The 26,808-nt window shown below is 71.2% G+C and carries 24 protein-coding genes and 2 tRNA genes; 19 read left to right on the top strand and 7 right to left on the bottom strand.

What is annotated here, in order from left to right:
* Positions 1–237 precede the first annotated feature (237 nt).
* The 7 genes from OG496_RS28385 to OG496_RS28355 all read left to right on the top strand — a co-directional run bounded on the left by OG496_RS28385 (position 238) and on the right by OG496_RS28355 (position 8,336).
* Positions 238–1,419 carry an acyl-CoA dehydrogenase family protein gene (locus tag OG496_RS28385; protein WP_405976723.1) on the top strand — a complete coding sequence of 394 codons (1,182 nt, stop codon included), beginning with the start codon at positions 238–240 and terminating at the stop codon, positions 1,417–1,419.
* Positions 1,416–2,414, top strand: a complete 999-nt coding sequence (locus OG496_RS28380; RefSeq protein WP_405972897.1) for a bifunctional MaoC family dehydratase N-terminal/OB-fold nucleic acid binding domain-containing protein — start codon at positions 1,416–1,418, stop codon at positions 2,412–2,414. Before OG496_RS28385 ends, OG496_RS28380 begins: the two co-directional genes overlap by 4 nt.
* A 1-nt stretch (position 2,415) precedes the next feature.
* Positions 2,416–3,480, top strand: coding sequence for an acyl-CoA dehydrogenase family protein (locus OG496_RS28375; protein ID WP_405972896.1), 1,065 nt, complete (start codon positions 2,416–2,418; stop codon positions 3,478–3,480).
* Positions 3,477–3,878: a MaoC family dehydratase gene (locus OG496_RS28370; protein ID WP_366497654.1), complete on the top strand. Its 402-nt coding sequence runs from the start codon at positions 3,477–3,479 to the stop codon at positions 3,876–3,878. The genes OG496_RS28375 and OG496_RS28370 overlap by 4 nt, the downstream gene beginning before the upstream one ends.
* Positions 3,875–5,053 carry a lipid-transfer protein gene (locus OG496_RS28365; RefSeq protein WP_405972895.1) on the top strand — a complete coding sequence of 393 codons (1,179 nt, stop codon included), beginning with the start codon at positions 3,875–3,877 and terminating at the stop codon, positions 5,051–5,053. The genes OG496_RS28370 and OG496_RS28365 overlap by 4 nt, the downstream gene beginning before the upstream one ends.
* A 649-nt stretch (positions 5,054–5,702) precedes the next feature.
* Positions 5,703–6,434, top strand: a complete 732-nt coding sequence (locus OG496_RS28360) for a SigE family RNA polymerase sigma factor (RefSeq protein ID WP_405972894.1) — start codon at positions 5,703–5,705, stop codon at positions 6,432–6,434.
* Between the two features lie 225 nt (positions 6,435–6,659).
* Positions 6,660–8,336, top strand: coding sequence for a long-chain fatty acid--CoA ligase (locus OG496_RS28355; protein WP_366497657.1), 1,677 nt, complete (start codon positions 6,660–6,662; stop codon positions 8,334–8,336).
* A gap of 95 nt (positions 8,337–8,431) precedes the next feature.
* On the opposite strand, the gene OG496_RS28350 is transcribed toward OG496_RS28355, so the two are convergent.
* Positions 8,432–9,637 (bottom strand): MFS transporter, encoded by a 1,206-nt coding sequence (locus tag OG496_RS28350; protein WP_405972893.1) that lies wholly within the window; start codon positions 9,635–9,637, stop codon positions 8,432–8,434.
* Between the two features lie 132 nt (positions 9,638–9,769).
* Between OG496_RS28350 and OG496_RS28345 the strand changes: the two genes are divergently transcribed.
* Complete coding sequence (locus OG496_RS28345; RefSeq protein WP_405972892.1) at positions 9,770–10,348, top strand: TetR family transcriptional regulator; 579 nt, start codon at positions 9,770–9,772, stop codon at positions 10,346–10,348.
* A 51-nt stretch (positions 10,349–10,399) separates the two neighbouring features.
* Here the strand turns inward: OG496_RS28345 and OG496_RS28340 are convergent, their stop codons facing one another.
* Positions 10,400–14,833 carry a PAS domain-containing protein gene (locus OG496_RS28340; RefSeq protein ID WP_405972891.1) on the bottom strand — a complete coding sequence of 1,478 codons (4,434 nt, stop codon included), beginning with the start codon at positions 14,831–14,833 and terminating at the stop codon, positions 10,400–10,402.
* A 180-nt stretch (positions 14,834–15,013) separates the two neighbouring features.
* A complete protein-coding gene (locus tag OG496_RS28335; protein WP_405972890.1) occupies positions 15,014–15,502 on the bottom strand; it encodes an SSI family serine proteinase inhibitor in 489 nt (162 codons plus the stop codon).
* 168 nt (positions 15,503–15,670) lie between these two features.
* On the opposite strand from OG496_RS28335, the gene OG496_RS28330 reads away from it, so the two are divergent.
* From OG496_RS28330 to OG496_RS28320, 3 genes are all read left to right on the top strand, one after another.
* Positions 15,671–15,761, top strand: a tRNA-Ser gene (locus OG496_RS28330).
* Between the two features lie 195 nt (positions 15,762–15,956).
* A tRNA-Arg gene (locus tag OG496_RS28325) sits at positions 15,957–16,029 on the top strand.
* A 250-nt stretch (positions 16,030–16,279) separates the two neighbouring features.
* On the top strand, positions 16,280–16,501 hold the full coding sequence (locus OG496_RS28320; RefSeq protein WP_033285538.1) for a hypothetical protein: 222 nt from the start codon (positions 16,280–16,282) through the stop codon (positions 16,499–16,501).
* 344 nt (positions 16,502–16,845) lie between these two features.
* Here OG496_RS28320 and OG496_RS28315 read toward each other — a convergent pair whose 3' ends face one another.
* On the bottom strand, positions 16,846–17,298 hold the full coding sequence (locus OG496_RS28315; RefSeq protein ID WP_405972889.1) for a nuclear transport factor 2 family protein: 453 nt from the start codon (positions 17,296–17,298) through the stop codon (positions 16,846–16,848).
* A 2-nt stretch (positions 17,299–17,300) separates the two neighbouring features.
* Positions 17,301–18,170 carry an NmrA family NAD(P)-binding protein gene (locus OG496_RS28310; RefSeq protein ID WP_405972888.1) on the bottom strand — a complete coding sequence of 290 codons (870 nt, stop codon included), beginning with the start codon at positions 18,168–18,170 and terminating at the stop codon, positions 17,301–17,303.
* A gap of 111 nt (positions 18,171–18,281) precedes the next feature.
* Between OG496_RS28310 and OG496_RS28305 the strand changes: the two genes are divergently transcribed.
* Both OG496_RS28305 and OG496_RS28300 read left to right on the top strand, forming a co-directional pair.
* Positions 18,282–19,220, top strand: a complete 939-nt coding sequence (locus tag OG496_RS28305; protein WP_405972887.1) for an AraC family transcriptional regulator — start codon at positions 18,282–18,284, stop codon at positions 19,218–19,220.
* Positions 19,221–19,245: 25 nt separating this feature from the next.
* On the top strand, positions 19,246–20,187 hold the full coding sequence (locus OG496_RS28300; protein WP_405972886.1) for a phosphotransferase family protein: 942 nt from the start codon (positions 19,246–19,248) through the stop codon (positions 20,185–20,187).
* On the opposite strand, the gene OG496_RS28295 is transcribed toward OG496_RS28300, so the two are convergent.
* Entirely contained in the window at positions 20,171–20,635 is a 465-nt protein-coding gene (locus OG496_RS28295; protein ID WP_405972885.1) for a hypothetical protein, read from the bottom strand. The genes OG496_RS28300 and OG496_RS28295 overlap by 17 nt on opposite strands.
* Positions 20,636–20,765: 130 nt before the next feature.
* The gene (locus OG496_RS28290) at positions 20,766–21,263 is read right to left on the bottom strand and encodes a MarR family winged helix-turn-helix transcriptional regulator (RefSeq protein WP_399394188.1); all 498 of its coding nucleotides are present in this window, start codon (positions 21,261–21,263) and stop codon (positions 20,766–20,768) included.
* Between the two features lie 119 nt (positions 21,264–21,382).
* Here OG496_RS28290 and OG496_RS28285 point away from each other — a divergent pair, with 119 nt between their 5' ends.
* The 6 genes from OG496_RS28285 (at position 21,383) to OG496_RS28260 (ending at position 26,800) form a co-directional block, all read left to right on the top strand.
* Positions 21,383–21,757 carry an HGxxPAAW family protein gene (locus OG496_RS28285; protein WP_366497670.1) on the top strand — a complete coding sequence of 125 codons (375 nt, stop codon included), beginning with the start codon at positions 21,383–21,385 and terminating at the stop codon, positions 21,755–21,757.
* Between the two features lie 36 nt (positions 21,758–21,793).
* The gene (locus OG496_RS28280) at positions 21,794–22,702 is read left to right on the top strand and encodes a DUF2797 domain-containing protein (protein ID WP_405972884.1); all 909 of its coding nucleotides are present in this window, start codon (positions 21,794–21,796) and stop codon (positions 22,700–22,702) included.
* A gap of 166 nt (positions 22,703–22,868) precedes the next feature.
* Positions 22,869–23,381 (top strand): hypothetical protein, encoded by a 513-nt coding sequence (locus OG496_RS28275; RefSeq protein WP_405972883.1) that lies wholly within the window; start codon positions 22,869–22,871, stop codon positions 23,379–23,381.
* Positions 23,300–24,217 (top strand): amidohydrolase family protein, encoded by a 918-nt coding sequence (locus OG496_RS28270; protein ID WP_405972882.1) that lies wholly within the window; start codon positions 23,300–23,302, stop codon positions 24,215–24,217. The genes OG496_RS28275 and OG496_RS28270 overlap by 82 nt, the downstream gene beginning before the upstream one ends.
* A 220-nt stretch (positions 24,218–24,437) precedes the next feature.
* Complete coding sequence (locus OG496_RS28265; protein WP_019054929.1) at positions 24,438–25,178, top strand: response regulator transcription factor; 741 nt, start codon at positions 24,438–24,440, stop codon at positions 25,176–25,178.
* The gene (locus OG496_RS28260) at positions 25,175–26,800 is read left to right on the top strand and encodes a HAMP domain-containing sensor histidine kinase (RefSeq protein WP_366497674.1); all 1,626 of its coding nucleotides are present in this window, start codon (positions 25,175–25,177) and stop codon (positions 26,798–26,800) included. Before OG496_RS28265 ends, OG496_RS28260 begins: the two co-directional genes overlap by 4 nt.
* The last annotated feature ends 8 nt before the right edge of the window (positions 26,801–26,808 follow it).

Genomic DNA, 26,808 nt, shown 5'->3' with positions numbered 1-26,808 from the left:
GGGATGCGCGGGGGTGTGTGAGGTGTGTTCTCTGGGGTTGTGACGCGTCTGCGCGGTGGTGCTTCGGCACCGCCGCGCAGGCGTTTTTCGTGCACCACGCGCGCGTGCCCGGGCGGATGGACGGCTGTGCCGTAACGACCTTGACAGTGCACGGTATCTGACGGACAGTCAGAAACCCCCGTCCGTACGACATCTACGACACCTACGTTGCCTACGACGCCCCGGAGGTCCGCCGTCGTGCACCTCGCCCCCACCGAACGCCAGCGGCGGTTGCGCGCCGAGCTCCGTACGTACTTCGCCGCCCTGATGCCGGACGGACCACCCGGCACGGACGACCCCCAGGGCCAGCGGGCCCTGTTGCGCAGGATCGGCGGCGACGGCTGGCTCGGGCTCGGCTGGCCGGTCGAGTACGGCGGTCAAGGGCGGGGCGCGGACGAGCAGTTCGTGTTCTTCGACGAGGCCTACCGCGCGGGCGCGCCCGTCTCGATGGTCACCCTGAACACCGTCGGACCGACCCTCATGAAGTACGGCAGCGAGGAGCAGAAGGCCGACCTCCTGCCGGGCATCCTGCGCGGGGAACTCGTCTTCGCGATCGGCTACAGCGAACCGTCGGCCGGCACGGATCTCGCGTCCCTGCGGACGCGCGCGGTACGTGACGGGCGGGACTGGCTGATCGACGGGCAGAAGATCTTCACCTCCAACGCCCACAACGCCGACTGGATCTGGCTCGCCTGCCGCACCGACCCCGAGGCACCCAAGCACCGCGGCATCTCGATCGTCCTCGTCCCGACCGACGCGCCCGGCTTCTCGTGGACCCCGATCGAGACGGTCGGCGGGCAGCGGACGACGGCCACGTACTACGACGGGGTCCGCGTCCCGGCCGGCAACCTCGTCGGCGCGGAGAACGAGGGCTGGTCCCTCATCACCAACCAGCTCAACCACGAGCGGGTCGCCCTCGCCGCGACCGGAATGCAGGCCGAGGAGTTCTACGCCGCCGTGCTGACCGCCGCCCGCACGCCCGATCCGGTGACGGGGCGGCGCCGGGTTGACGAGCCGTGGGTGCGGTCCCAGCTGGCCGAGGCACATGCCCGGCTGGCGGCAACGCGCCTGCTCAACTGGCGTTTGGTGGGCGACGTCGGGGCGGGCCGGCTGGCCCCCGGCGACGCGAGCGGCGTGAAAGTCGTGGGAACCGAATCGACGGTGGCGGTGTACCGAATATGTCAGCACATCGCCGGGGCGGACGGACCGGCGGGACTGGCAGGACTGGTGCGTTCGGGCTCGCCGGGTGCGTTCGGGGACGGCGAGCTGGAGCGGTTGAACAGGTCGGCACAGATCAACACGTTCGGGGGCGGGGTGAGCGAGGTGCAGCGGGAGATCGTCGCGACGATGCGGCTCGGGATGACGAGGGGGCGGAGGTGAGCACAGTGGTCGACGAGCTGGGGGCGCGGCTCAAGACGTACGAGGGGCGTGCGGCCGCCGTCGCGGGCAGGGGCAAGGACCCCGTCAACGAGCCGATGATCAGGCACTGGTGCGAGGCGATGGGCGACACCGATCCCGCGTACACGGGCCCGGACGCCGTCGCCCCGCCCACCATGCTCCAGGCATGGACCATGGGCGGCCTCTCCGGCCACACGGGACGCACGGGGGCCTACGACGAGCTGTTCGACCTCCTCGACGCGGCGGGCTGCACCTCGGTGGTCGCCACCGACTGCGAGCAGGAGTATCCACGGCCCCTGCGGCCGGGCGACGAGGTCACCTTCGACGCGGTGATCGAGTCGGTGTCGGACCGCAAGACGACGAAGCTGGGCACGGGGTACTTCGTCACGACGCGCATGGACGTCCGGGTGGGACCGGACCTCGTCGGCACCCACCGCTTCCGCATCCTCAAGTACGCCCCCGCACGCCAGAAGCAGGAACAGAAACAGGAACAGAAGGGGGCCCGTGCGCGGAGGCCCAGGCCCGTCGTCAACCGGGACAACGCCGGCTTCTGGGAGGGCGTGCGGCGGCACCAACTCCTCATCCAGCGCTGCACGAGTTGCCGGACACTGCGCCACCCCTGGCTGCCGGGCTGCAATGCCTGCGGGGGCCTGGACTGGGACACGGCGGAGGCGAGTGGGGAGGGGACGGTCTATTCGTACGTGGTGATGCACCACCCGTCTTTCCCCGCCTTCACGCAATCCGATCATGCCGCTGACGCGGCGGGTCCTTACGCGGTCGGGCTGATCGAACTCGCCGAGGGCGTGCGGATCGTGAGCAACGTGGTGGGGGTGCCGTACGACAAGGTGCGTATCGGGCTGCCGGTACGGCTGGAATTCCGGCGCTACGACGAACCTCAGGGCCTTGGCGACGAGGACGGCCCGCTGGTGCTCCCCGTCTTCCGGGTCCAGGAAGGCCGAGAGGGCGGGGTGGGCTGACATGGACTTCACGCCCACGGAGGAGCAGGCGGCGGCCCGTGACCTGGCCGCCCGGATCTTCGGCGACCTCGCGACCCCCGAGCGGCTCACGGCGGCCGGGACGGATAGTGACCCCGAACTCTGGAAGGCCCTGTGCGCGGCCGGACTGGTGGGCGCCGTCGAGGAGTTGGGCCTGCTCGGCCTCGTGCTGCTCCTGGAGGAGCAGGGTCGGACGACGGCCCAGGTGCCCTTCGCGTCGACCTGCGTGTACGGGCTGCTGGCAGTGGCGGCGCATGGCTCCCCCGAGCAGCGGGAGCGGTTGTTGCCGGGGATCGGGGACGGGTCGGTGGTGGTGTGCGGGGCGTTTCCGGCGCAGGGGGGTGTACGGGCCTCTGCGCAGGGCGAGTTGAGCGGGACGGTTCCCGTCGTCCCCTGGTTGCGTGACGCCACGCATGTCCTGGTCGCCGACGACCGGCGCGAGTTGTGGCTGACCCCGGTCACGGAGGCCGTGCGTGTCGAGGCGGTCGAGCTGACGGCACCCTGGTTGGCGGGGCGACTGACACTCGACGGGGCATCGGCGGAACGGCTGGGGTCCTACGCCCGCTCCTCGGCCTCGCCCCCAACTCCCTCTCCCTACACCGACGTTCTGGCCACCGCACGCACCGCCTTCGCCGGGTTGCAGGCAGGGGTGTGTGCCGGTTCGCTCGCTCGGGCTGTGGCGCACGTGAATGCCCGGGAGCAGTTCGGGCGTCCGTTGGCGACGCGGCAGGCGGTCCAACTCCGGGCGGCCGACGCGCACATGGACATCGAGGCGATACGGGTGACGGCGTACGAGGCCGCCTGGCGGCGGGATGCGGGGCTGCCGTACGCCACGCACGCGCTGACCGCCGCCTGGTGGGCGTCCGAGGCGGGCCAGCGTGTCGTCCACACGGGTCAGCATCTGCACGGCGGGGCGGGAGCGGACCTGGACCACCCGGTGCACCGGCACTTCCTCTGGGGCCGGCAGTTGGACGCGTATCTGGGTGGCGGGGGCGAAGTGCTGCAGGAACTGGGGGAGTTGATCGTGAGCGAGGAGGTGCAGCCATGAGGGCAGGTGAGGAGTTGCCCCCACTCGAAATCGAGATCACCCGCACCCTGATCGTCGCCGGAGCCGTCGCCTCCCGGGACTACCAGGACGTGCACCACGACGCGGAGGCGGCGCGGCAGAAGGGTTCCCCCGACATCTTCATGAACATCCTGACGACGAACGGTCTGGTCGGCCGTTACATCACGGACCACTTCGGACCGGGGGCGATCCTCCGCAAGGTGGCCATACGGCTCGGTGCGCCCAACTACCCGGGCGACACGATGGTGTTGACCGGCAGGGTCGAGGAGACGGACGGCGACACCGCGACGGTGCGGGTGCTCGGGGCGAACGGCATCGGCAGGCATGTGACCGGCACGGTCACGGTCACCGTGCCGAGGACGAGGGAGGCCGGGAAATGAGCACCCGTACCCGTGACACCCTCGGTGGGCAGGCGGCGATCGTCGGGATCGGGGCGACGGAGTTCTCCAAGGACTCGGGGCGCAGTGAGCTGCGGCTGGCCGTGGAGGCGGTGCGGGCCGCGTTGGACGACGCGGGGCTGACGCCGGCGGACGTGGACGGGATGGTCACGTTCACGATGGACACCAACCCGGAGATCACCGTGGCCCAGGCCTGCGGGATCGGTGAGCTGTCCTTCTTCTCCCGGGTCCACTACGGCGGCGGCGCGGCCTGCGCGACCGTCCAGCAGGCGGCGCTGGCCGTGGCGGCGGGGATCGCGGAGGTCGTGGTCTGCTACCGCGCCTTCAACGAGCGGTCGGGGCGCAGATTCGGCTCGGGGGTGACGCACCGGGAGCCGTCGGCGGAGGGCGCGGCGCTCGGCTGGTCGCTGCCGTTCGGGCTGCTCACGCCGGCGTCGTGGGTGGCGATGGCGGCGCAGCGGTATCTGCACACGTACGGGCTGACGCCGGAGGTGTTCGGGCAGGTGGCGGTGGTGGACCGCAAGTACGCGGCGACGAACCCGGCGGCGTACTTCCACGGCAGACCGATCACGCTCGCCGAGCACGCGGCGTCGCGGTGGATCGTGGAGCCGTTGCGGTTGCTGGACTGCTGCCAGGAGACGGACGGGGCCCAGGCGATCGTCGTCACGTCGGTGGAGCGGGCCCGCGACCTGCCGCGTCCGCCCGCGGTCATAGCGGCGGCGGCGCAGGGGGCCGGGCGGGCGCAGGAGCAGATGACCAGTTTCTACCGTGACGATCTGACCGGCCTGCCGGAGATGGGCGTGGTCGCGCGGCAGTTGTGGCGCACGGCGGGGCTGGGTCCTGAGGACATGGACGTGGCGATCCTGTACGACCACTTCACGCCGTTCGTGCTGATGCAGCTGGAGGAGTTCGGGTTCTGCGGGAAGGGGGAGGCGGCGGAGTTCGTGGCCGAGGAAGGGCTGCCGATCAACACGCACGGGGGACAGCTCGGGGAGGCGTACCTGCACGGGATGAACGGGATCGCGGAAGGGGTCCGCCAGGTGCGGGGCACCGCCGTGAACCAGATACCGGGAGCCGAACGGGTTCTGGTGACCGCCGGGACGGGGGTGCCGACATCGGGGCTGGTACTCACGGGGCTTGCGACGCCTGCGATCTAGGCCGTCCCGGCGGCGGTTCCGGCCGCGCTTGCGGCGCCTGTGACCCCGGCCGCGGCCGTCTCGGCAGCACCTCCTGCCGCCTTCGCCGCCCCTGTGACCCCGGCGTCGCCGTCTCCGCAGCACCTCCTGCCGTGCCGACGGCGTCAGCGATCCCGGCCGCCTTCGCAGCAGCTCCTGCTGCCCTTGGAGTCCAGGCGACCTTCACCGTCCTCGCGGCTCCGGCTGCCCTCACGACCCCGGACAACCTCACGCCCCCCGCCGCCTTCGCAGCAGCCCCGGCGACCTCCACCGCCCTCACAGCCCCGGCCGCCCTCACAGCCCCGTCCACCCTCATGGCCCCGGTCGTTCTCACGACTCCCGCAGCCTTCGCGGCAGCCCACCTCCACCGAGCTCATGCCCCCGGCCGCCCTGACAACCCAACCCCCGCCACCCCAACAGCCCCTACCGCGCTTACCTCTCTACCGCCCCCATCGCCCCCACCGCCCCTACCTCGGACGGGTGAGCCCCCAGGGGTAAACCCGCAGTATGTGTCAGGCGCTCGTCCACCTTCAGGAGGTGGAGCCAGCCCCACCCCTACAACCTGAGGCGGAGTCTGCTTCGGGACCTGCGGCCGATCCGGAGGCGTGGGGGTCACTCATAGCGTGGAGCCATGACCACAGCAGTCTGCACCAGCGCGCCGAACGCCGCCGCACGGGCCGCCGCCGGAGCCGCCACCAGGCCTGCCACCCGGCCCGCACCCAGGCCGGCCGCACGGCCTGCCACGCGGACCGCCACCCGGCCTGCCGCACGGGCCACGCAGACCCAGGCTCAACCCCAATCCCAACCTCAGTCTCAGGCCCCGTCTCAGGCCCAGCCCCAGAGCGGGACCCAGGCCCAGACGCTCACGTACCCCTCGTTCTCGTCGTACATGAGGGCCAGGCAACCCGTGCTGTTGCGCACCGCGCGGTCGCTGACGGCGAATGCGTGTGACGCGGAGGACCTGTTGCAGACCGCGCTGACCAAGACGTATGTCGCCTGGGAGCGGATCGAGGACCACCGGGCGCTGGACGGCTATGTCCGCCGCGCGCTGCTGAACACGCGGACCTCGCAGTGGCGCAAGCGGAAGGTCGACGAGTTCGCGTGCGACGAACTGCCCGAGCCGGAGACGGCCGGCGGCGCGGAGGACCCGGCCGAGCAGCAGGCGTTGCACGACGCGATGTGGCGGGCGATCGCGAAGCTGCCGGAGCGGCAGCGGGCGATGGTCGTCCTCAGGTACTACGAGGACCTCAGTGAGGTCCAGACGGCCGAGGTGCTCGGGGTGTCCGTGGGCACGGTGAAGTCGGCGGTGTCGCGGGCGCTCGGCAAGCTGCGCGAGGACCCCGAGCTGGTTCTCGCCCGCTGAGGTCAGCCCGCTAGAGGGCAGTTGGGCGTCAGTTTCAAGTCACCCGGCTGTCGGCGAAGCCATGACACCGCAGCCGTATGCGTATCCGCAGCGCCAGCGGTGCCCCAGCCCCACCCGCCAAAAACACACCCCTCGGCCGACGTGACGTGATCGATCACCCGTCCCTAGTGACATACCGTGCGGTATGTGCGCAGAATCAGCGCATCCCTTACTACCGCGTAGGCAATGTCGCCCCGGGAGGACGCCGTGCTGAGCACCATGCAGGACGTACCGCTGCTGATCTCCAGGATCCTGACCCACGGGTCGACGGTCCATGGAACATCGCAGGTGATCAGCTGGACCGGTGAGGGAGAGCCGCAGCGCCGTTCCTTCGCGGAGGTCGGTGCCCGCTCGGCCCAACTGGCGCACGCGCTCCGGGAGGACCTCGGGGTGGCGGACGGCGAGCGCACGGCCACGCTCATGTGGAACAACGCCGAACACGTCGAGGCCTACTTCGCGATCCCCGCCATGGGCGCGGTGCTGCACACGCTCAACCTCCGTCTTCCGGCGGAGCAGTTGGCCTGGATCGTCAACCACGCGGCGGACCGGGTGGTGATCGTCAACGGATCGCTGATCCCGCTGCTCGCACCCCTGCTGCCCAAGCTGCCGACGGTCGAGCACATCGTCGTCTCCGGACCCGGCGACCGCACCCCCCTCGACGGCGCCCACGCGCGCGTGCACGAGTACGAGGACCTCATCGCCGGCAAGCCGACCACGTACGACTGGCCCGAGCTGGACGAACGCCAGGCCGCCGCGATGTGTTACACCTCCGGCACCACGGGCGACCCCAAGGGCGTGGTGTTCAGCCACCGTTCGATCTACCTGCACTCCATGCAGGTCAACATGACCCAGTCGATGGGGCTCACGGACCAGGACACGTCACTGGTCGTCGTGCCCCAATTCCACGTCAACGCCTGGGGTTTGCCGCACGCCACCTTCATGACCGGCGTGAACATGCTGATGCCGGACCGCTTCCTGCAGCCCGCCCCGCTCGCGGAGATGATCGAGAGCCAGCGCCCCACGCACGCGGCAGCCGTCCCCACCATCTGGCAGGGCCTGCTCGCCGAACTGACCGCGAAGCCGCGCGATGTCTCCTCGCTCACCCAGGTCACCATCGGCGGTTCGGCCTGCCCGCCCGCCCTCATGGCGGCCTTCGACAAGCTGGGCATGCGGGTCTGCCACGCCTGGGGCATGACGGAGACCTCCCCGCTGGGCACGGTCTCGCGCCCGCCGGCCGAAGCGGTCGGCACGGATCGGGAGTTCGAGTACCGGCTGACGCAGGGCCGTTTCCCGACGAGCGTCGAGGCCCGCCTCACCGGCCCCGGCGGCGAACGGCTGCCCTGGGACGGCGAGTCGGCGGGCGAGCTGGAGGTGCGCGGCCCGTGGATCGCCGGCGCCTATTACAACGGCCAGGACGCCGAACCCCTGCGCCCCGCCGACAAGTTCAGCGAGGACGGCTGGCTCAAGACGGGTGACGTCGGCACGATCTCCGCCGACGGTTTCCTCACCCTCACCGACCGCGCCAAGGACGTCATCAAGTCCGGCGGCGAGTGGATCTCCTCCGTCGACCTGGAGAACGCCCTGATGTCCCACCCGGACATCACCGAGGCCGCCGTGGTCGCCGTACCGGACGAGAAGTGGGGCGAGCGTCCGCTGGCGACCGTCGTCCTGCGGGAGGGTTCCACCGCGGACTTCACCTCCTTGCGCGCCTTCCTCGCCGACGAGGGCAAGATCGCCAAGTGGCAGCTCCCCGAACGCTGGACGATCATCGAGTCGGTCCCGAAGACGAGCGTCGGCAAGTTCGACAAGAAGGTGCTGCGCAGGCGGTACGCCGAGGGTGACCTGGACGTCACCCAGCTCTGACCGCGTACGGTCCCGTCATCGTCGTACGGCCTCGAAGCAGCCGTACGACGATGACGCGCACCCCCGACAACACACCCCCGACGACGCGCAGGGCGTCACCGCCGTACAGCCGTCGACCCCCACCCGATCACCAGCCACACCCCCGCCACCACGCACACCCCGCCCCAGCCCCAGTGGCTGAACGCCGGCCCCGCCAACGCCGAGGCGAGCGCGCCGCCCGTGAAGCCCGCGACGACGTAGGCCGTGTTGGCGGTCGCCGGGGTGGAGGTGGTGGTGAGGGCGAGGGTCTGGTTGGCGACGTGGGAGGCGACCAGGGCCGCGTGGACGGCGATCGCGGCGACGAACAGCGCCCACAGCACGTGCCCGCCCAGCCAGAACAGCGGCACGGACACGGCCGCGAGCACATACGCGGACCGTACGACCTTCCCCGCGCCGAACCGGTCGACGAACCCGCCCGCGAGCGGAGCCACCGCGCTGGCCGCCAGCCCGAACAGCCCGAACAGCCCGGCGGTCGCGGTCGAGAAGCCGTAGGAACCGCCGGTCGTGCCTGTCAGGAGCAGGGCCAGGGTCGTCCACAGGGCGCTCCACGCGCCGAACATCCCCGCCTGGCGCAGGCACGCGCGCCACAGGTCGGGCGAGGTGCGGACCAGGCCCGGCAGGGCGGCGAGGCCGGCGAAGAGCGGGCCGGAGCCGCGGCGCTTCTCGGACGGGAGGGCGTACGCGGTGGCGAGGCCGAGGACGAGGGTCAGGGCGGCCGAGCCGATGAACACGACCCGCCAGCCGTAGGCCTGGCCGACCAGGCTGCCCACGACGCGCGCCGCCACGATGCCGGTGAACAGGCCCGCTATGACGGCCGCGACATGGCGGGCGCGGTGGTGGGCGGGGGCGCGTTCGGCGACCAGCGGGACGAGGAGCTGCGGGACGACGGTCGCGGCGGCGGCGACGAAGACGGCGACCGCGAGGGCGGCGGTGCCGGGGGCCGCGGCGCCGACGAGCAGCGCCACCGTGGTGGCCACGGAGAGGGCGGCGACCAGGGGGCGCCGGTTCACGCGGTCGCCGAGCGGGGCGAAGAAGAGGAGGCCGGTGGCGTAGCCGAACTGCGCGACCGACGCGATCCACGCCACGGCGGACGGGGTCGAGCCGAAGTCGTGCGCGATGAGGGGGAGCAGCGGGCCCGCGAGATAGATGTTGGCGGCCGTCACGGCGGTACAGACGGCGATGAGGACGAGGAAGAAGCGGCCGGCGGCGGTGGGGACGCCCGGCTTCTGGACCGATGTCTGGGTGACGGTTGCGGAGGACATGAGCGGTAGGACTCCTTCGAGCCAGCTCTAGCAACTAACTGGTTGGTTGGAAGCTGGAACAGCATGCGGCGCCCCGGAATTCCCTGTCAACCAAATAGTTGGTTACCGTCGCCCGCCGAGTACGCTGGCCCCATGGGAGTCAGAGACCCCGAGGCCACCAAGGCCCGGATCTTCGAGGCGGCGGTCGCCGAGTTCGCCCGGCACGGCATCGCGGGCGCCCGCATCGACCGCATCGCGTCCGAGGCGAAGGCCAACAAGCAGCTGATCTACGCCTACTTCGGCAACAAGGCGGAGCTGTTCACGCAGGTCCTCGGCAAGTCCATGCTCGACCTCGCCGTCGCACTCCCCGTCGACCCCGACGACATCGAGGGCTGGATCGACCGCCTCATGGACTACCACGAGGCCCACCCCGAGCTGCTCCGCCTCCTCTTCTGGGAGGGCCTGGAGTACGGCACCGCCGAACTGCCCGACGAGGCCGAGCGCCAGCAGCACTACGCGTTCAAGGTCGCCGCGCTCCAGGACGGCCAGGACCGGGGTGTCGTGAGCGACGCGATCCCGGCCCGCGACCTCCTCTTCCTGCTGGTCGCGATGGCCAACTGGGGTGTCGTCGTACCGCAGATGCGCCGCGTCCTGGTGGGCGCGGACGACCCGGACCGGGACCGGCTCCGCGAGTCGATCAAGGAGGCGGCACGGCGACTGGTCGCCAAGTAGCCCTGTTTTGGGACCACTTGGCGAAGTGGGCGAAGTGGGCCATTTCTGGGGCTAGTTGGTACCGATCCTCGCCAACAGGTCCACGATCCGTGACTGGACCTCGGTACTCGTCGACCGCTCGGCGAGGAAGAGCACGGTCTCCCCGGAGGCGAGCCGCGGCAGGTCGGCCTGGTCCACCGCGGCCGTGTACACGACGAGCGGGGTGCGGTTGAGCTGCCCGTTCGCCCGCAGCCAGTCGACGATCCCGGCCCGCCGCTTGTGCACCTGGAGCAGATCCATGACGACCAGGTTCGGCCTCAACTGCCCGGCCAGAGTCACCGCGTCGGCGTCACTCGCGGCCCGCGCCACCTGCATCCCGCGCCGCTCCAGCGTCGCCGTCAGCGCCAGCGCGATCTCCGCGTGCTCCTCGATCAGCAGCACCCGCGGCGGATGCTGCTCACTGTCCCGCGGCGCGAGCGCCTTCAGCAGAACGGCGGGATCGGCACCGTAGGCCGCCTCCCGCGTGGCCTGCCCCAGCCCGGCCGTGACCAGCACCGGCACCTCGGCGGCCACCGCCGCCTGCCGCAACGACTGGAGTGCGGTCCGCGTGATCGGCCCGGTCAACGGGTCCACGAACAGCGCCGCCGGGAACGCGGCGATCTGCGCGTCGACCTCCTCGCGCGAGTGCACGATGACGGGCCGGTACCCGCGGTCGCTCAGCGCCTGCGTGGTCGTCACGTCCGGCGCGGGCCACACGAGCAGCCGACGCGGATTGTCGAGCGGCTCGGGCGGCAACTCGTCGTCGAGCGGCTGCGGCCTCGGCGTGTCCGCGATCTCGACGGCCCCGCCCGGCCCGTCCAACGGCTCCGGCCCTTCGGCCGCGTTCTCGTCCGGTGCCCCTATGGCGTACGACCGTCCGGCCCCCTCGGTCATCTGCGCGAGCCGGGACTGCCCGGCCATGGAGGGCTGAGCCCGCTCACTCTGCTCCGCCACGCCGGCGGCGGGTTCGGGCCGCGTCCCCAACTTCCTTCTCCGGCCACCCGCACCCGACTGATGCGGCGGAGGCGTAGGTGTGGCGACAGGCACCTGCACCTGAGCGGCCTGCCGCGTGAACGGCACCCCCTGCCCCAACGTCCGCACACTGATCGCCCGCCCCTGAGTGGAGTTGGGATCAACGGGAGCGCCGGCGGCTTCGGCGGGAAGCGGCTGAGCGGCGCGCGCCTGCGCGGCGACGGGGGTGCCGGGCGCGGCCGCATTCGGGTTCGGCGTCTCGTTCGATGCGTTCGGTGCTACGGCGGTGCCGGCGCCGTTGGCCGGTACGGGTGCCGGAGCCGCGGCCGGCGTCGGCTGCGCGGCGGGCAGAGCCTGCGGCGGCACCGGCCCACCGGACTGCCCCTGAACCGGGGCGACTTGACCGGGGATGCCGTGCGGGGAGACGGGTTGCCCCTGAGCCGGGAGCCCTTGCGCGGGTACGGCCTGACCGGGAATGCCCTGGGGCGGAATCGGCTGACCGGGAACACCGGGGGCTGCTTGCCCCGGAATCCCCTGTCCCGGAATCCCTTGCGGCGAGACGGGCTGCCCCTGGATTCCCTGCGGCGAGACCGGCTGCCCGGGGTTCCCCTGCGCCGGAATCCCCTGCCCGGGAACCGCCTCGGCCGGCAACGGCTGCCCCGCCGGAGCCTGCCCCGGAGCGGGAAGACGCTGCGCGGGAGCAAGCTGCATGGCGGTACCGGGCTGCCCGGCAACCGCCTGCCCAACTCCCGCCTGCCCAACTCCCGCCTGCCCTACGCCCTGTTGCTGCCCCGCACCGACCTGCGCCGGAACCCCCTGCTGCCCCTGCCCGGCCGCACCCTGCGCCGGAACCACCGCACCAGGTTGCCCCTGCCCCTGCCCCTGCACCTCGACGCCGGCCTGAACCGGGGCCCCGGCCTGCACAGGCACCGATTCCGCACCCTGCGCCTGCTGTTGAGGCTGCGGCTGGGCAACAGCCCGACGCCGCCGCCCGGTTGGCGCGCTGGCGGGATGCGGCTGAGGCGGAGTGTGGTCGTCGGACTGATCAACCGGAACGGCGTCGTGCCGCCCGTCGTCACCGGGATGCCCACCGGGAACCTGCCCAGGCGCGACGGGAACCCCCGGAGCCCCCGGAACTCCCGGCGCCTGCGCAGCCGTAGCCCCAGACATGTCCGGCGTCCGATCGGCCTCGGCCGGCGGCAACGCGAACACGGTCCGCGCCCCCGCCTCCTGAGCCGCGGCTCGCTCGGCTGCGGCAGCCAAGGCCCGTCGCCGACGCCCGGTCGGCTGCCCGTCCTCGCCAGCGGAGTCGGGGTCATCGGCGGCATCGGCGGAGCCACTCGCGGGCAACGCGGCCGGCAACGCCTGCCGTTCACCGCCCACGGGCACACCTCGCGGCGACACGGTGCCACCAAGTCCCGTACCGGAAGCGGCAGTTCCAGCGGCATGCTCCGCCGCCGTCATCACAGCGCCCTCGGAGACACCCCCGGACACACCTTCGGGGTCACCGTCGGACACCTCACCGGCCGCCGCGCCCTCGGCCGCCCGCCCGCGCCGTCGCCCGGTACCGCTGGACGCGCCGTCGCCGCCCGCTTCACCGGCCACCGCGACCGCCGCGGACTCCTCGCCCGCACGCCTCCTGCGCCGCCCGGTGGGCACGGCAGCCTCGCCGCCGCCACCTGTGTCCTCGGAGGTACCGCCCGGCACCTCGCTCTCCAGGAACGCGTCCACGGAGGACCGCCGGGCCCGCCGACGGCCGTTGCTGGCCGAAGCCTGCTCGGGCAGGGCGAGTTCGGCGCCGCCACCGGTCGCGGCCGGAGCCGCGACGGCCCCCGCCCCGCCCCCGATGGGCACCTCCAGCACATACGCGCTGCCGCTCATCCCCGGCACGTCGTGCGTCTGCAGCACACCGCCGTGCGCCCGCACGATCCCGCGCACGATCGGCTCGTGCACCGGGTCTCCCCCGGCGTACGGCCCGCGCACCTCGATCCGTACGACCTCACCGCGCTGCGCCGCCGCCACGACGACCGTGTTGTCCATGTAACCGCCCGCCGACACCGGCGAGTTGCCGGTCGCGTCGACGCCCGCGACATCCGCGACGAGATGCGCGAGCGCGGTCGCGAGGAGCCCGGGGTCGACCTCGGCCTCGATGGGCGGCGCGTGCACGGCGAACTGCACCCGCCCGGGCCCGATCAGTTCCACGGCCCCGTCGACACCGGCGGCGACCACGGCGTCCAGCATCACCTTCGTACGGGTGATCTCGCCGTCGCCGGTCTCCAGCCGCTGGTAACCGAGCACGTTGTCGATGAGCTGCGTGATGCGCGAGTACCCCGCCGAGAGGTGATGGAGCACCTGGTTGGCCTCGGGCCACAGCTGGCCCGCGTCGTCGGCGGCCAACGCGGCCAGTTCACGGCGCAGTTCGTCGAGGGGACCGCGCAGCGAACGCCCGAGCAGCGTGAGGAGTTGCTCGTGCCGTCCGGCCAGCTCCTCGAACCGGTCCTTCTCCCGCTCCCCGAGCGCGGCGTACCGCTCCTCGTTCGCGGAGAGTTCCTCCTCGTGCCGCTCCTGGAGTTCCTCGACCTCGGTGATGTGCTTCTGGCGCAGCGAGGTCAGCTCGGAGGCGTGTTCCTCGTCGATCCGCTCCAGCTCGTCCCGGTGCAGCTTGTCGGCCGCGTCCTTCTCCTCGGCGAGCGAGTCGTACGGCCGCCGGTCGGTGAACGTCATCACGGCGCCGACGAGCTGGTCGCCGTCGCGCACGGGTGCGGTGGTGAGGTCGACGGAGACCCGGTCCCCGTTCTTCGCGAACAGCACCTGCCCGCGCACCCGGTGCTTGCGCCCGGACCGCAGGGTGTCGGCGAGCGGCGACTCCGCGTACGGGAAGGGGGAGCCGTCCGCGCGCGAGTGCAGGACGAGGTTGTGCAGTTCCTTGCCGCCCAGGTCGCTGGCGCGGTACCCGAGGATCTGCGCGGCGGCCGGGTTGACGAGCACGACCCGTCCGTCCGTGTCCGTCCCTACGACGCCCTCGGCCGCCGCGCGCAGGATCATCTCGGTCTGCCGCTGCGAACGGGCCAGCTCGGCCTCGGTGTCCACGGTCCCGGAGAGGTCGCGCACGACGAGCATCAGGAGTTCGTCGGAGGTGTAGCCGTAGCCGTCGTAGGCCTGCTGGCCGTCTTCGAGGTTGGCGCTGGTGACCTCGACGGGGAACTCGGAGCCGTCGGTGCGGCGGGCGGTCATGCGGGTGGGCTTGGTCCGGCCGCGCGGGTCCATCGAGTCGGGGCGGCGCATGGAACCCGGGATGAGCCGGGAGTCGAACTCCGGCAGCAGGTCCAGCAGTCCGCGCCCGACGAGCGCGGTGCCCGGGGCCTCGAAGGCTTCGAGCGCGATGGTGTTCGCGTTGACGACGGTCCCGTTGGCGTTGACCAGTACCAACGCGTCCGGGAGCGCGTCGAGTATGGCTGCGAGGCGAGCAGCGCCTCGGGATGGCCTGCTGCTCACGAGACGCTTCCTCCCTGTTACCGCACCTTGCCGACCGCGGAGGCCATCTTGCCAACCTGCCCGCGACGTGTCACGCGAGGGAGTCTAAGGGCAGTCCTTGTGCTCGCGGAGTGAGATGAGAGGGAGGTCGCACGGTGAAGTGACGTAGAACGTGTGACCGACCACCCATCCCCGGCGTCTTCAGCGAGGGGCGCCGAGGTCGGGCAGCAGCGGGATCATCCCGTTCCAGCGGGAGATCTCGCAGCCGTTGCTCCGGTCGTACGTCGTGTCGACGGGGCGTCCGGCCCAGGTGCCGGTGACGTGGGCGGTGGCGGGGCCGCCGTAGATCATCGTGCACATGCTGTCCGGGGGCACCGGGGCGAAGGGGTCCTTTCCCCACCGGGTGTTGCGGCCGACGGCCTCGCAGGCGCCGGTCACGTCCGGGTGGGTGCCGCCGCCGGGGTGGCAGTAGAGGTCGTGCGTGCCGTCGGCCGCGGTGCCCGTGTGCCGGACGGTGACGGTGAGGTGGTCGCCGCCGGACCGGTCCTCGTCGCGGACGGGCGGTGGCGCGAGGGTGCGGGGCGCGCCGGGGGCGGCCTGCGCGAGGGCGACGGCGGGCACCGCGGCCAGCGAGCCGACGGTGGCGGCGGACGCGGCGGCGATCACGAGGAGACGGTTGACCTGCGACATGACCTGACTAACGCCCGCCGCCCCCGGACGTTGCGGACACGGCGGCCGGCATCAACGGCTTTGCCCTGCGGGCCGCCTGCCTAGTACCGTGGGAGGCGATTGGTGACACCGCGCTCATCTGTGTCATCATCTGCACGCACCTTCCGCGCTCGCGCGGGTGGTTGTGCTGGAGGCGTCGCCTAGTCCGGTCTATGGCGCCGCACTGCTAATGCGGTTTGGGACGCAAATCCCATCGAGGGTTCAAATCCCTCCGCCTCCGCACCTCGCCGAAGCCCTGGTCCGAGCGACCGGGGCTTCGGTCGTTCCCAGGGCCCCTCCGTAAGGGTGTTTTCGCAGCTCACAACGGGTATGGCTAACGGATTTCACATGGCGGCGGCAGTCATGTAATGTTCTTCCTGTCGCCGCGAGCGGGCCGGAAGGGCCGGGAACAGCGAAGAAAAACAAGAGAAAACAAGCACTCGTAGCTTAACGGATAGAGCATCTGACTACGGATCAGAAGGTTGCAGGTTCGAATCCTGCCGAGTGCACATCTGACGAGGGGCCCCGGAGCGATCCGGGGCCCCTCGCGTGTGTCCCTGGCGCGTATGCCCCGGCGTCCGTTGTTTCGAAGGCCGGTGGCGGTTTCTGGTGGTTCCCGGGCGGGTCCGGGAAGGGCCAGGTCAGGGGCGTGAGGGGTACGTCCGGGGCGGCTCGGTGGTTCCCGGTTGCCCGATCTGTGATGAACAAGCGATGTGGACGGCCTCAGCGAGTGGCGTGTCTAGGCCCATACTGGAGTCAATGACAAAGCCAGCTGCACCGAAGCGCTATTTGCCCACCAGTCCCTTCAAGGCCCCGGCCGCGGCGGCACCCAAGCAGTTCGCCGTGGGCGACCAGGTCACACACGACATGTACGGCCTCGGCCGGGTCATCGGCATCGAGGACGGAATCGCGGTGCTCGTCGACTTCGGGTCGGTCCAGGAGCGCATCCTGAGTCCGTACTCCAAGATGAGCAAGCTGTAGGACCGCTGTGCCCGGTTCACGGCACACCAGGTCCTAGTGGCCTGTAACGAACGGGAGACCTCTCATCGAACCGACCTCGCTGTTCTCCGCCCCGGAAGGGGCGTCCCGGCAATCCAGCGCGGGATCGCCCCCTCCGGCGACGAACCCCTTCCAGGCCCCGGACTTCGGGGAGGACGAGACGCTGCTGCTCGACGACGGGCAAGCACCCTTCTCGGACATGGACGAGGCTTTCCGCAGGGCGGGCTAGTTCAAGGCGGGCAGGGCTTCCACGGTCAGGTCCGGCGAAGCCCGTCAGTCGACGACGAGCCGTTTCTCCAGCGGTCCTTCAGCGACCCCTCGTACTCTCAGCGATCCTGCGCCGGCCACCCCGTGGCCCGGAACACGGCGACGGGGTCCAGATAGTCGCGCCAGTGCGTCACCTTCCGCTCCTTGACGGTGAGCACGGAGACGAAGTGGTTGTCGTAGGCCCGCCCGGTGCGGACAGCCCGTCCGTGCACCGCGTACTCAAGGACGACCACGGACGTCCCGGGGTCCCGGTGGACGGCCAGTTCGTCCGCGCTGTGCAGCAGCATGACGTCGCCGTAGCCGCGATACAGGTCCGCCACCGCCCCGCGTCCCTCAACCCGGCGCGGGTAGCCGGGCACGGACACGACGTACTCGACGACCACGTCCTCGGCCAGGAGATCGAAGAAGTGATCACCGTCGACGAGCCCCGCGAGCCCCTCCCGCACGATCCGGAAGAACGGATCGAGCGCCGCGAACTCGCCCATGTCTTCCATGGGTTCGGGCTCGGACATGGTCACTCCACCCCCGCCGGAGATGCCCAGGCACCGGCGTTGCGCCGCGCGAAGTCCTGGAAGGTGGCCGGTGCCCGGCCGGTGACCTTCTCGATGTCGTCGTTGGGCGTGGAACCGTTCCCGGAGACGATGGCGCCGGTCAGCCAGCGGAGCATCACCGCGTAGTCGGCGGGGACGAGCCCGGCCGCGACCGCACCGCCGATCCACGCCTCCGGGTCGATGTCCTGGTGCCGGACGGGCCGGCCGGTCACGGCGGTGATGGTGTCGGCGACCTCGGCGACGGTGAGGGCCTGCGGTCCGGTGGGCGCGTACCGCGCCCCGGCGTGGCCCTCGGGGTCGAGCAGTGTCTCGACCGCGACGTCGGCGATGTCACCCGCGTCGACGAACGCTTCCGTACGGCCGCCGGTCGGCACCGTGATCACACCGTCGACGACCGGCAGGTGCGCGTCGCTGAAGTTCTGCATCACCCACGCGGGACGCAGGATCGCGTGCGTGAGGGTGTCGCGGGCGGCGAGATCGTCCTCCACGGCCCTGATGTCGACGTCCGGGGGCGCCAGTTGGCCGCCGTAGGTGCTCAGGTAGGTGACGTGACGTACCCCCGCGGCCACGGCGAGGTCGAGGAACGCGGCCACCTGGTCGGCGTAGGAGATCCGCAGGACGGGGGTGACGAGGTAGAGGCGGTCGACGCCGGCGAGGGCGGCGGGGTGGGTGCTCGGGTCGTCCCAGTCGAAGGGCACGTCGGCGCCGTGGCGGGCGGCGGTCCGGGCGGGCAGGCCTCGTTCGGAGAGCTGGCGTGCCACGAGGGAGCCGGTACGGCCGGTGCCGCCGAGGACGAGGGCGGTGGGTGGTGAGGTGGGCGGTGATCCAGTCATGGCTCCATCGTGGGAGTGCAGAGGGAGCGGATCAATGTGTGAATCGCTCGATTCGTTGTGTCAGACGCTTGAATGTGCCCTTGCCGGGGCCGTCTGACTGATACTGATCGGGTGGACATACTGCATGACCGTCTCGCGCGGGCCCGCGCCTCCGGTGCCGTCTTCGCGCGGACGGTGGCCGAACCGCCGTGGGGACTGCGGCTGGCCGGGTCGATCCAGCTGGCTGTGCACACCGTCGTACGGGGCCGGGGCTGGCTGTGGCTGGACGACCCCGGCGGCGCGGTGGAACTGGTGCCGGGCGAGGTGACGCTCGTGCGGGGCGGTCCCGATCACCACATCGGGCACGAGCCGGGCGCGGACTGCCTCGAACCGGAGGAGTTCCGCGACAGGCATGCCCAGGACGGGAGTTCGGAGGATCCGCGGGCGACGGTGTTCCTCTGCGGCGCGTACCGGTTCTCGGGGGACATCGGTGCCGGGCTGCTGGAGGCGCTGCCGCAGGTGCTGACGCTGGCGGCGGCGGTGGGTGATCCGCTGCGGGACGTGATCGGGCTGCTGTCCCACGAGTTGGCGACGCCGGCGCCGGGCGAACCGGGCGGCACCACCGTGCTGGACCGGCTCCTCGACGTCCTCCTGGTGTTCGCCATCCGCAACGACTTCCGGCGCAGCCCCAACGCGCCCCGCTGGTACCGGGCTTGCGCGGATCCCCGCCTCAACGCCGCGCTCCAGGCCGTCCACGAGAACGCCGGCCACCCCTGGACGGTCCCCGAACTCGCCGCCATCAGCGGCCTGTCGAGGGCGGCCTTCGCCCGCACCTTCCGCGACGCCCTCGGCCAGACGCCGATGCAGTACCTGACCGACTGGCGGATGGCCCTGGCCCGCGACCACCTGCGCACCGGCGAACTCACCCTCACGGCCATCGCCCACGCCGTCGGTTACACCTCGCCGTATGCCTTCGCGGCCGCCTTCACCCGCAACCATGGGGAACCGCCGGGGAGTTGGCGGCAGCGGGAGTCGCACTCCCCGAACGACCCGCACCCGCAAGCCCATTGACACTCCCAGGGGGTCCGGTCCAGCCATGGTCACCCACCGCCAGGATCACACCGCCCACTGGATGCGGTACTTCGCCGACCGCGGGCACGCAGACGTCCGGCCGCTCGCCGCAGGTGTCGAGGGTGCCGTCTACCGGCTCGGGGACGGGACCGTCGGGAAGGTGTGGAGCGGTCGGCGGCCGGTCGGAGTGGAACTCATGCGGCGGGTGTACGAGGACATCGCCGGGCACGCGGCGCTGTTGCCCTTCGCCACGCCGGAGATCCTTCGAGTCGAGGAGCACGAAGGCGTACTCGTCACCTATGAACGGGAGTTGGGAGGCGTCCCGTTGCGCGGTGACTCGGCGGTCGTGGCACCGGGGCGGGAGTTGGCCGGGCGGGAGACCGACGCGTTGTTGACGGTGTTGCGGGGGCTGGCCGCCGTGCCCGGCAGCGAGGCCATGCGGCGGCTCGTCGTGCAGGGTGACGACCGGCCTCTCTGGGAGGGGCACGCCCGTTTTCCCGACGCGCTCGCCGGCCTCGTCCGGCGTGCCGTTCGTCGGCACGGTGGTCTGCTCGCCGCTCGGGTGCCCGGCGTCGCGGGCGTCGTGCGCGGGACGGTGGACTCCCTGCGGGCGCTGCCGGACGGCGGGCCGGTCGGCGTCGTGCACGGTGACCTCGTGCCGCCCAACATCCACGTCGACGACACCGGCGCCCCTACGGCCGTACTCGACTTCGGGTTCTTCACGACCGCCGGGGACCCGGCCTTCGAGGCCGCCGTGGCAGCCGCCGTGTGGGACATGTACGGGCCGTACGCGGAACGGCACACCGCCACCCTCACCCGGTTGTTCGCCGAGGAGTTCCGGTACTCGCCCGACACGCTCGTCCTCTACCAGCGGGCGTATGCGCTGGCGACCTACGACCTGTTCTCGACGGACGGTGGCGACGGGCATTTCCGTTGGTGCGTCGGGGTCCTTACGCGGCCGCGCTGAACGCGGGGGACGCCACCGTCGGCCGTACCGCGATCGCGACCGGAGCCGAGGCGCCGCGGTCGGCGAAGACGAACAGGCGAAGGACCAGGAAGCGGCCGATGCCGGCGAGGCCGGAGGCGCTGAGGTAGACGATCTGCTCGGTGAGCATGCCCGGCGAGGGCTGGACGGTGTGGAGGACGAGGATCGCGGCGGACGTCGCCGCGTAGGCCGCCGTGGCCGAGCCCGCCGACTGCCAGTGCTCGCGCCAGCCGGGGCGGTGGCCGGTGCTGAAGGTGAACAGGGCGTGGAGCTCCGTGCAGAGGACGGTCGAGGCGACCGTGATCAGGGCGTTCGCCGCCGCCCAGGGCATCAGCGCGGCGAGCAGCGGTACCGCGAAGCTGGACAGGACCCCGACACCGCCGCCGCACACCACGAACCTGACGAAGGACGCGAACGGGCCGGGCTTCATGGGATTTCCCTCCGTACGGCGGCTGTTGGGCCTGCGCCGACCCTCTTGACCGGCTGAGGTCAACGATGCCGTCGTACGGTTCCGGGCACGATGAAGCGGTCTCCCGGACCCTTGGTGTAGCGGGCTGTACCTACGGGGTCGGGTTTACCCCCCTGTCCCGCGCCCGGAGTTCCTCGATGTAGTCCTGCGCCAGCGTCGACGTCCGCGTGAACCAGTCGTTCAGTACGGCGATCTCGGCGGGGGAGTAGTCGGCGAACTGGGCGTTGAGGCGGTCGTAGTAGGGGCCGTAGAGGGCGACGACTCTGGTCACCGCGGCCGGTACCGAGGCGACGCGGACGCGGCGGCGGTCGGTGGGGTCGGGGACGCGGGTGATGAAACCGGCGCGCTCCAGGCGGTTGAGGATGCCGGTCACCGCACCGGTCGTGACGTGGGCGTGTTCGGCGAGGTCGCCCGCCGTGAGGAGGTTCTCGCCGGCCTTCAGGACGCAGGCGAAGCACAGGAGATCGGTGACGTTCAGGCCCAGCCGCTCGGCCATTTCCTGCTGGCCGAGCTGGGCGGTGGCGATGAGGGAGTCCATCGCGTCCAGCGCCTGGGCCGGGGTGGCGGTGGGGCGAGGCTTGGCTTGCATCGTTATTGCCTTAGTTCGTAAGAGGTTTCTACTCTAAACTTCTTAGGTGGTGAGAGACCTGTTGTCCGTCCGGATTCGGGTCTGTCCGGGCTTCGAACTGACTTCGAGGGAGGCCGCACATGAGCGCACATCAGTATGACGAGGGGCATACGGTCGCGGGCTGGACCGGATTCGGTATCGCGACCGTCGGGTCGACCGTCGCGGGGGTGGGGGTGTGCACGGTCTCGGCCCTGCTGATCGGGGGCGGGCTGGGGATCGTCGCGGTGAGCGTCCTGGTGACGTGGGCGCTCCACCTCGCCGGCTGGGGGAAGCCGCCCGGGCGGCGGGACCGGGCGCAGTGGGGGATGCGGGTGCGGGACCCCTCGGCGCGGGCGGGGCATGCGGGGTGTGTCGGGTGCCGGCTGGCGGGGCGGGGACCGGCGCGGGGGCGGGTGGTCGAGGAGTACGCGGTCGGGCTTCGCGAGTCCGCTCCGGCCGGTGAGACCGCGGGCTGACGCCGTTGTCAGTGCCGCCGTCTAGTCTCGTGAGCGATGGCACAGACATCACGGGCATCACAGACGTGGAAGTGCTCGGGACTGCGGTGGGCGGCGGACGGTCCCGAGCTGAGGTGGGACGGCGGGCGCGGGAGCCCGTTGCCCCGGGGGAAGCGGGTGGCCTTCGAGGTCGCGGAAGGGGGCGGGCGGACATGTGTGGGGGCGCGGGGGAACGCCTGTCCGGTGCGGGCTGCCGTCCCGGAGCGGAGCACGGGGGCGCGGTGCGAGGAGTGCGCGCGGCTGGACCGGGCGCACTCGGTGGCCGCCGACACCATCGCGGACGACCCGCGGCCCTACCACGTATACCTGGCCTGGTTCGGCCCCGGCCTGCTCAAGGTCGGCATCACCGCCGAAGAACGCGGCTCCGCACGCCTGCTTGAACAGGGTGCCGTCTGCTTCAGCTGGCTGGGCCTCGGCCCGTTGATGGCGGCCCGCCGCTCGGAGGAGTTGCTCCGCGCCGCGCTACGGGTCCCGGACCGGATTCCCTACGCCGAGAAGCGCGCCGTCCGTTCCGCGTTGCCGACGTCGGCTGCGGAGCGGGCCGCCGAGATCGCCGACCTGCACGCCCGCGCCCTCGCGCTGCCCGAATGGCCGGAGTCGCTCCACCGCGAGCCGTACCGACCCGTGGACCACGTCGACGTCTTCGGCCTCACGGGACTCCCGGCCGCCGTCGGTGAGGTGAGCGGGCTGGTCGCGGGCGGGGTGGTGAGCGGTGAGGTCGTCGCGGCCGCGGGACCTGACCTCCACCTCGCGACCGGGCGGGGGGTGGTCGTGCTGGATACACGGCTGATGACGGGGTGGGAGCTGGTCCCTGCCGGGGGAGGCGGGGGTGAGACGGGTGGACTCACCGTGCCGGTACGGGAGTTCAGGCGGGAGGTGCCGGGGGTGCAGGAGGGGTTGTTCTGATGGCGTGGCCGAAGTGACGGTGGTCATCGGTGGGGGAATCGAGCAGCCGCCGTAGTCATCGGGCGCTGGGGAAACGGGCGGCCGCCGTAGTCATCGGGCGGCGGGGGAAGCAGGCAGCCGTAGTAGTCGTCGGGGAGAGCGGAAACCGGGCAGGGAGGGAGTCGTCATGGAAGTCCCCGTCATCGTCCAGTGGGTCCATACGTCCTGGACGAAACGGTCGCGTGGCGGTGCGGCCGCTGCCCGGAGGAACGCGGTGCCGGTCGGGTTCGCGGTGCCGGACGGGGTGGTGCTGCCGGAAAGGCGGCCGCCGCTTGCCCGCACCGTCAGGGTGCGCGAGTGGGAGGACTTCATGCTGGTCGAGGGCCGGGCGGAGTTGAAGAACGTCGACGTCCAACTCCGCCGGGTGGACGGGCGGTTGCGGGTGCTCCCCCGCGTGGAGCCGCTGTTCGGGCTGCCGCCCAGGCCCCGCAGACCACGGGCGGTGCGGCTCGTGCCGGGGCAGTGGGTCCGGTGGCAGCTCGACTACCGCTTCAGCAGCGCGGCCGGCATGCAGGACTGGTCGTACTGGTCGTACTGGTCGACAGGGAGGATCAAGACGTGGATGCCGAAGCGGTTGGAGCAACTGAAGCAACTCAAGCGGCCGAAGTGCTCGAAGTGCGGGCCTTCTGGCGGCGGCTAGGGCTCCCCGGGCTGATCGACGTGCACACCCACTTCATGCCCGAGCGGGTGCTGCGCAAGGTCTGGGACTACTTCGACGCGCTCGGGCCGGCGACCGGCGGGGCGCTGGAGTGGCCGATCACGTACCGGAAGGAGGAGGTGGAACGGGTCGCGCTGATAAGGGAGTTCGGAGTACGCGCTTTCACCGCCATGCTCTACCCGCACAAGCCCGGGATGGCCGAGTGGCTGAACGGGTGGGCCGTCGACTTCGCCGCGCGGACGCCGGACTGTCTGCACACCTCGACTCTCTTCCCGGAGCCGGGAGTTGGGGACTACGTCCAGCAAGCTCTCGATGCCGGCGCGCGGGTGTTCAAGGCGCATGTGCAGGTCGGGGCGTACGACCCGGCCGACGAACTCCTCGATCCCGCCTGGGGGTTGCTCGCCGAGGCGGGGACGCCCGTCGTGATCCACTGCGGGTCGGGGCCCGCGCCCGGCAAACACACCGGGCCCGAGCCGATCGGGCGGGTGCTGGCCCGGCATCCGCGGTTGCGGCTGGTGATCGCGCACATGGGGATGCCGGAGTACGAGGACTTCCTGGACCTGGCCGAGCGGTACGGGGAGGTGCGGCTGGACACGACGATGGCGTTCACGGACTTCAGCGAACGCCTCGCGCCCTTCCCGCCCGGCGCGCTCCCCCGGCTCGCCGCCCTCGGCGACCGCGTGCTGCTGGGCAGCGACTTCCCGAACATCCCCTATCCCTACCTGCACCAACTGCACGCCCTGGAGCGGCTGGACCTCGGCGACGACTGGCTGCGCGCGGTCTGCCACGACAACGGGGCGCGGCTGTTCGCACGGTGAGGATGAGCTGAGAGTCCGGCCGGTACGGGTGATGCGTGGAGAACGTGGAGATGCGGGGGAGACAGGGTCGGATCCGGGAGGGATGCACGGCTCCATGACCGCTGGATGAGCGTTGGGCAAGCGGTTCCAAGGCGTTCCCTGAGTGGTGGCTGTGAGTTTCTCAGGGAAATCACAGACTCCGGAAAGCGTGTTCTTAGGGGACCCCGACAAGGTGTCCACTATGACCACGACCTCGCCCCAGGGGCGCACCGAACTGCTGAGGCCGGACGGGAGCCCCGTCCGAGTGCTTGTGGTGGACGACGAGCTGTCGATCACCGAGCTGCTGTCCATGGCCCTCCGATACGAGGGCTGGCAGATCCGTAGTGCGGGTGACGGGACCGGCGCGATCCAGACCGCGCGCGAGTTCCGGCCCGACGCAGTCGTCCTCGACATGATGCTGCCGGACATGGACGGCCTGACCGTTCTCGGGCGGATGCGCAGAGAGCTGCCGGACGTGCCGGTGCTGTTCCTGACGGCGAAGGACGCCGTCGAGGACCGTATCGCCGGGCTCACCGCCGGCGGCGACGACTACGTCACCAAGCCCTTCAGCCTCGAAGAGGTCGTCGCCCGGCTGCGCGGACTGATCCGCCGATCCGGTGCCGCCGACCGCCGCTCGGACTCCGTGCTCGTCGTGGGTGACCTCACCCTCGACGAGGACAGTCACGAGGTGTCGCGCGCCGGGGAGGGCATCCACCTCACCGCGACCGAGTTCGAGCTGTTGCGCTTCCTCATGCGTAATCCCCGGCGTGTACTCAGCAAGGCGCAGATCCTCGACCGTGTGTGGTCGTACGACTTCGGTGGGCAGGCCAATGTGGTCGAGCTCTACATCTCGTATCTGCGGCGCAAGATCGACGCCGGTCGTGAGCCGATGATCCACACCCGGCGTGGGGCCGGTTACCTGATCAAGCCCGCGGCGTCATGAGCGGGCGACGACGGCCGCGTGCGCAGAAGAAACGAGCGGGTAAGCCGCGCACCCTGCGGACCCGGCTCGTCGTCGCGTCCGTGACGCTGATCGCGGTGGTGTGTGCGGTGATCGGGACGGTGACGACGCTGGCGCTGCGCTCGCATCTGTACGACCAGTTGGGCGGCCAGCTGAACGAGTCCGCCTCGCGTGCGTCCGGTTCGTTCGGGCCGCCCGGTGGCGCCCAGCAGCCCAAGGGCGGTCTCGGCGTGCCCGGCGGACAGAAGGGGCAGGCGCAGCAGACCAAGCTCGACGAGTTCGTCAAGGGTCCGCAGCCCCAGGGCACGATCATCGCCAAGGTCGTGAACGGCTCCATCAGCGACGCCCGCCGCGGTGTGAAGCAGGCGAGCGACTTGCAGATGACCTCGCAGAAGCTCACCAAGGCTCAGCTCGCCGCTCTCGGCTCCGTCCCCCAGGACAACAAGCAGCACACCGTGGAGATCCCCGGTGTGGGCGACTTCCGCGTCGAGTACAAGAGCGGGGACAGCGGCAGCTACTACGTCGCCGTTCCGACCTCCACGGTCGACAACACCATCAACACCCTGATCCTCGTCGAGCTCAGCGTCACCGGCGCCGGCCTGGTGGCCGCCGCCATCGCCGGCTACGTCCTCGTCGGCGTCGCCACCCGCCCCCTGCGCCGCGTGGCCTCCACCGCCACCCGCGTCTCCGAACTCCCGCTCCACACCGGCGAGGTCACCCTCAACGAACGTGTCCCCGAGTCCGAGACCGACCCGCACACCGAGGTCGGCCAGGTCGGAGCCGCGCTCAACCGGATGCTCGACCACGTCCACGGCGCCCTGCACGCAAGACAGCAGAGCGAGATGCGGGTACGGCAGTTCGTGGCCGACGCCAGTCATGAGCTGCGGACGCCCCTCGCCTCCATCCGCGGTTACGCGGAGCTGACCCGGCGCGGGCGTGAGCAGACGGGCCCGGACACCAAGCACGCCCTCGGCCGGATCGAGTCCGAGGCCGGGCGCATGACCCTCCTCGTGGAGGATCTGCTGCTCCTCGCCCGGCTCGACGCGGGCAGACCGCTGCAGTTCGACCAGACCGACCTCATCCCGCTCGTCGTGGACACCATCAGCGACTCGCGGGCGGCCGGCATGGACCACAACTGGCGGCTCGACCTGCCCGACGAACCGGCCCTCGTGTCGGCGGACGCGGCCCGTATCCAGCAGGTGCTCATCAACCTGCTGGGCAACGCCCGCAAGCACACCCCGCCCGGTACGACGATCACCGCACGCGTGCAGCGGCGCGGGCCGTGGATGTGTGTGGACGTCGAGGACAACGGCCAGGGCATCCCGCCCGATTTGCTGCCGCATGTCTTCGAGCGGTTCGCGCGCGGCGACTCGGCGCGTTCCCGCTCCACAGGTTCGACGGGTCTGGGCCTCGCCATCGTGCAGGCGGTCGCGACCGCGCACGGCGGAGCCGTCACCGTGGACAGTGTTCCCGGACGCACTGTGTTCACCGTGCATCTGCCCGCGCTCGCACCCGCTGTGCCCGCGCCGTCCCCCGAAACGAATTGGCAATCGCACTCACAGGCACAGCACAGTGCCACCACATGGGTGCAACAGGGCGCTTGAGGAGAGTC

The organism is Streptomyces sp. NBC_00988, assembly GCF_045162645.1.
In the GTDB taxonomy this organism is placed as follows: domain Bacteria; phylum Actinomycetota; class Actinomycetes; order Streptomycetales; family Streptomycetaceae; genus Streptomyces.
The sequence above is the reverse complement of the archived record's forward strand: the minus strand, read 5'-3'. Positions and strand labels throughout refer to the sequence as shown.